General features: G+C 48.9%; 9 protein-coding genes and 1 other RNA gene. 5 read left to right on the top strand and 5 right to left on the bottom strand.

Going from position 1 to position 7,319, the window contains the following annotated elements; translation table 11 throughout:
* The 5 genes from ispG to KKF06_07550 form a co-directional block, all read right to left on the bottom strand.
* On the bottom strand, positions 1 to 726 hold a 726-nt coding region (ispG, locus tag KKF06_07570; GenBank protein ID MBU1617613.1), incomplete at its 3' end, for a (E)-4-hydroxy-3-methylbut-2-enyl-diphosphate synthase.
* A 3-nt stretch (positions 727 to 729) separates the two neighbouring features.
* Positions 730 to 1,308, bottom strand: a complete 579-nt coding sequence (locus KKF06_07565; protein MBU1617612.1) for a hypothetical protein — start codon at positions 1,306 to 1,308, stop codon at positions 730 to 732.
* A 12-nt stretch (positions 1,309 to 1,320) separates the two neighbouring features.
* A complete protein-coding gene (locus tag KKF06_07560) occupies positions 1,321 to 2,211 on the bottom strand; it encodes a phosphoribosylaminoimidazolesuccinocarboxamide synthase (protein MBU1617611.1) in 891 nt (296 codons plus the stop codon).
* Complete coding sequence (locus KKF06_07555) at positions 2,211 to 2,834, bottom strand: DUF4412 domain-containing protein (GenBank protein MBU1617610.1); 624 nt, start codon at positions 2,832 to 2,834, stop codon at positions 2,211 to 2,213. Before KKF06_07555 ends, KKF06_07560 begins: the two co-directional genes overlap by 1 nt.
* A gap of 16 nt (positions 2,835 to 2,850) precedes the next feature.
* Positions 2,851 to 3,342 carry a M23 family metallopeptidase gene (locus KKF06_07550; GenBank protein MBU1617609.1) on the bottom strand — a complete coding sequence of 164 codons (492 nt, stop codon included), beginning with the start codon at positions 3,340 to 3,342 and terminating at the stop codon, positions 2,851 to 2,853.
* Positions 3,343 to 3,435: 93 nt separating this feature from the next.
* On the opposite strand from KKF06_07550, the gene polX reads away from it, so the two are divergent.
* From polX to KKF06_07525, 5 genes are all read left to right on the top strand, one after another.
* Positions 3,436 to 5,163, top strand: coding sequence for a DNA polymerase/3'-5' exonuclease PolX (gene polX, locus KKF06_07545; protein ID MBU1617608.1), 1,728 nt, complete (start codon positions 3,436 to 3,438; stop codon positions 5,161 to 5,163).
* Entirely contained in the window at positions 5,160 to 5,918 is a 759-nt protein-coding gene (locus tag KKF06_07540) for a hypothetical protein (protein MBU1617607.1), read from the top strand. The genes polX and KKF06_07540 overlap by 4 nt, the downstream gene beginning before the upstream one ends.
* Entirely contained in the window at positions 5,919 to 6,347 is a 429-nt protein-coding gene (locus KKF06_07535) for a ribonuclease HI family protein (GenBank protein ID MBU1617606.1), read from the top strand.
* Between the two features lie 39 nt (positions 6,348 to 6,386).
* Positions 6,387 to 6,751: RNase P RNA component class A (rnpB, locus tag KKF06_07530), an RNA gene on the top strand.
* A 252-nt stretch (positions 6,752 to 7,003) separates the two neighbouring features.
* The gene (locus KKF06_07525; GenBank protein ID MBU1617605.1) at positions 7,004 to 7,258 is read left to right on the top strand and encodes a GIY-YIG nuclease family protein; all 255 of its coding nucleotides are present in this window, start codon (positions 7,004 to 7,006) and stop codon (positions 7,256 to 7,258) included.
* The last annotated feature ends 61 nt before the right edge of the window (positions 7,259 to 7,319 follow it).

Here is a 7,319-nt window from a genome sequence, read left to right as displayed (position 1 = left end):
CTCTTCGACCGGGTCACCGGTCAGCGAGACCCGGAGGGTGTCGCCGATCCCCTCGGCTAATATTGCTCCGATCCCGACCGCCGAGCGGATGATCCCGGTCCGCGGGATCCCCGATTCGGTTATCCCAACGTGCAAAGGATATTCGACTTTTTCCGCCATTAAGCGGTACGCTTCAATGGTCAAAGGGACCGAGGTCGCCTTGAGCGACAGGACAATATCATGGAATTCCAGCTTTTCCAGGATAGCGACATGACGCATGGCACTCTCAATAATTCCCCCGGCAGTAACATGTCCGCCATTAACTTGTAAGATATCTTTCGACAGGGAGCCTGAATTGACCCCGATCCTGATGGGAATTTTCCGCTCTTTGGCCGCGGAGACGACCGCCTTAACTTTATCTTCACTCCCAATGTTACCGGGATTGATCCTTAATTTATCAACCCCCGCTTCGGCCGCCAGCAGAGCGTATTCATGGTTGAAATGAATATCGGCGACCAATGGTATGGTAATATTTTTTTTGATCTCTTTTAATGCCAGGGCCGCCGCACGGTCGGGGACCGCGCAGCGGACCAGCTGGCAACCGGCTTTTTCAAGCTGATGGATCTGTTCGACCGTCGCTTTGACATCGGCTGTTTTGGTCTTGGTCATCGACTGGACGGAAACCGGGGATCCGCCGCCGATCTCCAGTCCGCCAACCTTTATCTTCCTGGTATTACCGCGTTTCAATTTTTATTTCGTTTCTTCGGCGTAAGCGGACGCGATCGCTCCAACACCTACCGGCATGGTCAAGATCGCCCCGATCCCCCATAAAACATTTCCCAAGCTGCTGACTATTCCAGCCAGGACCACCAGGAGAAAATGCATCCACCAATTGTTCCTGGTAACGATCTCCCGGCTTGTTTTAAGACTGTTATTGATCGACATCCCTTTGTCATAGATCAGCAGAAGGGCAAAGAGCCAGCAAACTCCAAGGTAAATATCAAGCAGGATCGCCGCAAAAATAAGCAAGCCTCCGACCAGGTTCCAGTTTAAATAGAAACAGAGCCCCCCTGGAATAAAGGCCAGCATTAAAAGGATCGTGATCCAGCAAGCGGCAAGCGCCAGCGCGCCAAAACGGCGGAACGGAGCAAAAATATCGTTAAAAGAGACCGCTTCACCCCTAATTGCTTTGACAAACATCATTTGAAAGCCGACCATGGGGGCGATCAAGATCCCGATGATCGACGAGACGATCGCCGCCAGGATCAAGACAACAAAATTCTTGGTGTAATTATTCCAGGCGTCAACAAACGCTTTTCCAATATCCATGTTTTATTCCTCCTATAGTTCGGCTTTCCCCGTTAATTTCTGGAAAGCTTCAAGGTATTTCTCTCTGGTCCTGATTACCACCTCCTCGGGAAGTTTGGGCGCGGGGGGCTCTTTGTCCCACCCGATCGACTCCAAATAGTCCCGGACAAACTGCTTGTCGTAACTAGGGAGTGATTTACCGGTTTTATAGAATTCCTTTGGCCAAAAGCGCGAAGAGTCGGGGGTAAGCATTTCATCTATTATAATGATCTCGTTGTCATAATAGCCGAACTCAAACTTGGTGTCGGCAATAATGATCCCTTTGGTCTCGGCGTAGTCGGCGCAGGCCCGGTAAATTGCCAGGCTTTTTTCCTTGATCGTAGCGGCCGCTTCGGCGCCGATCTGGTCGACAACCTGCTGCTGGGTGATGTTTTCATCATGCCCCTGCTCCGCCTTGGTCGTCGGGGTAAAGATCGGCTCCGGCAGTTTTTCCGATTCCTTCAACCCGGCGGGGAGCTTGATCCCGCAGATCGACTGTGCCTTCTGATACTCCTTCCAGCCGGAGCCGGAAAGGTACCCGCGGACAATGCACTCAACCGGAATTAACTTGGCTTTCTTTGCGATCACCGACCGCTTGGACAATAAGTCGTGATAAGGCGCAAGTTGATCAGGATATTGACCGGCATTCGCGATCAAAATATGATTTTTGATTATCTCTTTCGTAAAATCAAACCAAAAGAGGGAGATCTGGGTCAGGATCTTCCCTTTATCCGGGATCCCGTTCGGCATGACCGAATCAAAAGCAGAGATCCGGTCCGAAGCAACCAGCAGGAGGCCTTCGTCCAGTTCAAACACGTCGCGGACCTTCCCCCGTTTAAATAATTTTAACCCCGGAAGGTCGACGTTTAGGAGAACGCTTTCCATTACATCCCCATTCCCTTCATCCCTTCCATCATCTTCTTCATATCGGCCGGGTTCATCCCTTTCATCCCGCTCATGCCGGGCATCGGCATCTTTTTATAACCGCCCGGAAGCTCAAATAATTTGCCGGGTTGCTTCCCTTTCTTTATATTCTTCATTTCGGTCGACCAGGAGCCGTCCAGCGCGGCCGACCTGACCGGCCATTTATCCCCTGAAAGCCATTGGTACATTTTACTTTCGCCGTCAGCCCCTTTATAAACGATCAAATATTTATCACAATCGATCCCATTGATCTTTTCGCGCCCGATCTTCTTTCTGCTGACTTCTCCGGGCGCCTTTTCAACCATCCCCATCGTCTTGTCCGGGGTCAATTTCTGTTCCATATACATCTTTTGTTCGGGCATCAGGACCCAAACAACCTTTTTATCGGCCCTGACGATCGCGACCTGCTCCCCCCGTCCTATCTTAGACTCGGTCCTCCATTTGTTGCCAGACATGAACATCTTCGAGTTCATCGTCTGTTTTTTCATTTTGGTGACAACATCGGCCGAAAATTCCATAGACCAGGCTGAAAAAGCAAAAACAAAGCAAGTAAACAACAAAACAACGATCGACTTCTTTAACATTTAATTACTCCTTTCACTATCCTAATTCTTCGTTCGTGATAAACGCGGGACTGACCAAGTCGGTCCTAACCCAAGCCCCCTGGACCTTCTTCGCCTTGAAAACTTCAACATGAAGGTGGGGATGCTCTCTATTTTTGCCGATCTTTGGATCATAATAAACAGTGCCGGTCCCGCCGGACAAGGCGATCACCGCCCCTTTTTTAACCGCGGCCCCGTATTTTTTGAACTTTGCTGACTTGAGAGTTAAATGGGCGTAGCGGGCAAGATACCAGACTTTCCTGGCTCCTGTTCCTGAGTTAAAAAGCTGTTCGATCATGTAACCATAGCCGCGGTATTCTCTGGCCCCAAGCCACCAGCCATTGACCATCGACAAAACCGGGGTCCCCTTGGGACAGGCAAAATCCTGTCCCATGTGATATTTAAGGCCAAGCTTGACCTGCAGGTCTTTTGGATAAAGTTCTTTGTAGCCAAAGATCATCTTCCATTTTTTATCGACCGGTCTGCTCATTATTTCCTCCATCCGGGAAAATATTTCCCATATCATAACATAAAAAACCGCCGGTTGCTTATCAATATTTTCATCGGTATAATGTCCCCATAAATGGAAAATTCCGAGATCGCCAAGATCTTCCAGGAGATCGCCGAATTCCTGGAGCTAAAGCAAGAAAACCCCTTCAAGATCAGGGCTTACCAGAAAGCGGCCCAAAATATTGAAGCTCTTTCCCAAGATCTGGCCGATCTTTACATAAATGAAGGGATAAAAGGGCTGCAGGAACTCCCCGGGATCGGCAAAGAGCTGTCAGAAAAGATCGAAAGCTTCATTAAAACCGGCAAGATCGACACTTACGAAAAGCTCCGTCGTGAATTCCCTAAAGGATTCATCGAATTATTAAATGTCCCCTCACTCGGCCCAAAGACCGCAATGCTCCTGTTCAGGAAATTCAAGATCGATTCCGTAGCCAAGCTGGAAAAATTAGCCAAAGCTGGAAAGCTTCAGGGTATTCCCGGTTTTGGCGCCAAAAAAGAAGAAAACCTCCTCAAAGGGATCGCTTTGAAAAAAAAGGTCAAAGGGAGGTTTCTCCTCTCCGAAGCGCTTGCCTATGCCGAACCGATCGTCTCCGAACTGAAAAACTTTAAAGAGGTCGACCAGCTGCTCCCTGCCGGAAGTTTGCGCCGCCGCCAGGAGACGATCGGCGACCTTGACTTCCTCGTCACTTCCAAAAAGCCGGAAAAAGTTATGGATGCATTCACCTCCCTCCCGCAGGTTGAGCGGACCCTGGCCAAAGGTGAGACCAAAGCCTCGGTTGTTTTAAAGAACGGGATGCAAGCCGACCTTCGGGTCGTTCCAAATAAAAGTTTTGGCGCCGCCGCCCACTACTTCACCGGCTGCAAAGCACACAACATTTATATCCGCCAGCTTGCTCAGAAAAAAGGGTGGAAAGTCAGCGAATACGGGATTTTCAACGCCGCGGGCAGGCAGATCGGCGGAACGACCGAAAAAGAGATGTTCAGCAAGTTTGGCCTGCAATTCATCCCTCCGGAACTTCGCGAAATGCGGGGAGAATTTGCGGCAGCCGCCAAGCACCGGATCCCCAGGCTGATCGAGCTTAGTGATATCCGCGGCGATCTGCAGATGCACTCCAACCATTCCGACGGCTCCAGCACGATCGAAGAAATGGCGGCAGCGGCCAAACAGTTGGGCTACGAATATATTGCCATCACCGACCACACCCGATCGACCCGGGTCGCCGGAGGCCAGACCGAAAAAGAGTTTTTAAAGGAACTGGGAGAGATCGACAGAATAAACAAAAGACTCAAGGGTTTTCGCGTTCTCAAGGGGGTTGAGGTCGACATTCTGCCTGACGGGACCCTTGATTTCTCTGATAAGGTTTTAAAACAGGCTGAAGTTGTTATTGCCGCTATCCACTCAAATTTTAAGATGGAGAAGAGCAAGATGACCAAACGGATCATCAAAGCGCTGGAAAACAAATATGTTAATATCCTGGCCCACCCGACCGGCCGGCTGATCGGCAAGAGAGGACCGTACGAAGTTGATATTGAAGCGGTCCTTCAGGCGGCAAAGCGGACCGGCACTGTATTGGAGATCAACGCCTACCCGGAGCGCCTCGATCTCTCTGACATTCACGCCCTGAGGGCCAGGGAAATCGGGGTCGACCTGGCGATAGACACTGATTCGCATTCCCCTATCCAGCTCAAGTCTATGAAATACGGAGTGATGACCGCCCGTCGCGGCTGGCTGGAAAAGAAGAGTGTTATCAACACCCTGCCGACAGGCAAGCTATTAAAGCTATTAATGAGGAAAAGATGAAAAAACTATTTTGCTTATCACTCTTGCTCTGCCTCTGTCTGCCGGCACTTGCGATAAAAGAAGGATTGGACTTCAACAAGTACGGGGTCATTATTAAATTGGTCAGAGCCAAAGGGGACACCAGAGTAATGACCCGGCAGGGAGAACTCTGCCTTTATCAGCGGGTCCAGGAGCGCAACTTCCGCTTAGAGAACAACAGCGCGTCCGCGGCAGATCTTTTGCCGGTAATAAAAAAGTCGACCTTTTTTGTGGTCAGGGCCAATAAAGCGGAATATTATATCTCGGTCAAAGGATCGGCTTTTGTCACATTGATCAATAAACATGGGTTAAAAGAAAGCTATCAAATTAATTTTGGCGACCTTGATCTCAATTCATTGCTGGGCAACAAGCGTGACCAGGTCAATGACCTCTCCTGTTCTGACAACAGTAATATTGTCTACCATTTGCATGGGGAGGGAGTCAGTTTTAATGTTTTTGTGAATGGCAACATGATCTTTACCAACACCGACAAGGTCGACTTTGTGGAATTCGACCTTTTTTTACCGATCAATCGTTTCTTGAAAAGCGGCAAAAACTCGGTTAAGATCGGGATCTTTGATTCTAAAAACGGCGCCAGCAGGATCAATATGTCAATTTTCGACACTTACCATGGCGGAAAGGAATTGATCCCGGAAGGGACGCTTCCTTTAAACAAGAAATGGATCGATTTTTCTTTTAATTTGCCGCCGGGAACTTTTCTGGAAGGAGAAGAATAAATGGATAAAGTAAGCATATTTTCAGACGGGGCGGCTCGCAACAACCCCGGACCGGCCGGAGCGGGCGTGGTGATCAAACAGGGGGGCAAGATCGTCGCCGAGATCGCCGAATACCTGGGAAAGACCACCAACAATATTGCCGAATACATGGCTTTTATCCGCGGTTTGGAGGAAGCGCTGGCGCTTGGGGCAAAAGAAGTCGACTGCTTTGCCGATTCCGAACTTCTGGTCAAACAGATCCATGGAGAATATAAAGTTAAAAATGAAGGGCTGGTCCCCCTCTTCCACCATGCCCAATCGCTTTTAAAAAAATTCAAACACCATAAAGTAACTCATATCCGCCGGGAAAAGAACGAAGAGGCCGACCTCCTCTCCAACAAAGCGATCGACGACCACCAAAAAGCAAGCCACGGCCCATTGTTTGGCTAAACCTATGAAATTCTCCCTATTTCCTATAGAATAATAGCGGGGGGAGGCTGGACGGCTACTCTGATCGCGCGAGCGTATTGGGGAGGAAAGTCCGGACTCCATCGAGCGGCGTGCTGGGTAACGCCCAGTTGGGTTTAAACTCAAAGGAAAGTGCAACAGAAATTACACGGCCGAACTTAACCCTAAAGGTTAGGTGGCAAAGGTGAAAACGGGAGGTAAGAGCTCCCGACGTAACAGACCGGCGACGGTCACGTTGTAAACCCCACGCGGAGCAAGACCAAATAGGGAAAGAGGTTGCTCACCTCGCTATGATCCCGAGTAGGTCGCATCGAGGTCGCCAGTAATGTCGGCCCCAGATAGATTGCCGTACACGACAGAATCCGGCTTATAGGTCTCCCCCCACACCAACTTGCGAGGTTGGCAGTTTTTCTTTTAGTTGATAATTATTATTAAAGTCGATCACTTAAAAATAAAGCTATCAAGTTAATAAGTTGGTGTGGGGGCTGACCCCCTATTCTTTCATATCGAACTGGGAAGTATGATGTGGGATTTATCCCCACACCAACTTCTGTGCCACTTGAAGAGTTTAGTTGTGTATCAGTTAGAAGCACCCAATTTTTGGGTTAGTCTTACTTAGCTGGGAAGTTGGTGTGGGGATGTTTTACGTTTACGTTCTAAAAAGTCAAAAAGATAACAATTTGTACATTGGATCAACCAATAACCTTGAAAGAAGGCTTAGTGAACACAATCAGGGCAAGGTTTTCTCCACTAAAAGCCGCACTCCGTTTGAAATTATTTATTATGAAGCTTATAAGGCTGAAAGCGACGCTCGAAAACGAGAGCACAATCTCAAACTAAGAAGCAGAGCGCACACGCAACTGAAGAAAAGGATTGAGGGGAGTTTGAGATAATTAATGTTAATTATCCTTAACATCCCTTCCACAATGCAAGCATACCGTAGCGTCTTTAGGT

The sequence above is a fragment of the Candidatus Margulisiibacteriota bacterium genome (genome assembly GCA_018822365.1).
Classification (GTDB): domain Bacteria; phylum Margulisbacteria; class WOR-1; order O2-12-FULL-45-9; family XYB2-FULL-48-7; genus XYB2-FULL-45-9.
The sequence above is the reverse complement of the archived record's forward strand: the minus strand, read 5'-3'. Positions and strand labels throughout refer to the sequence as shown.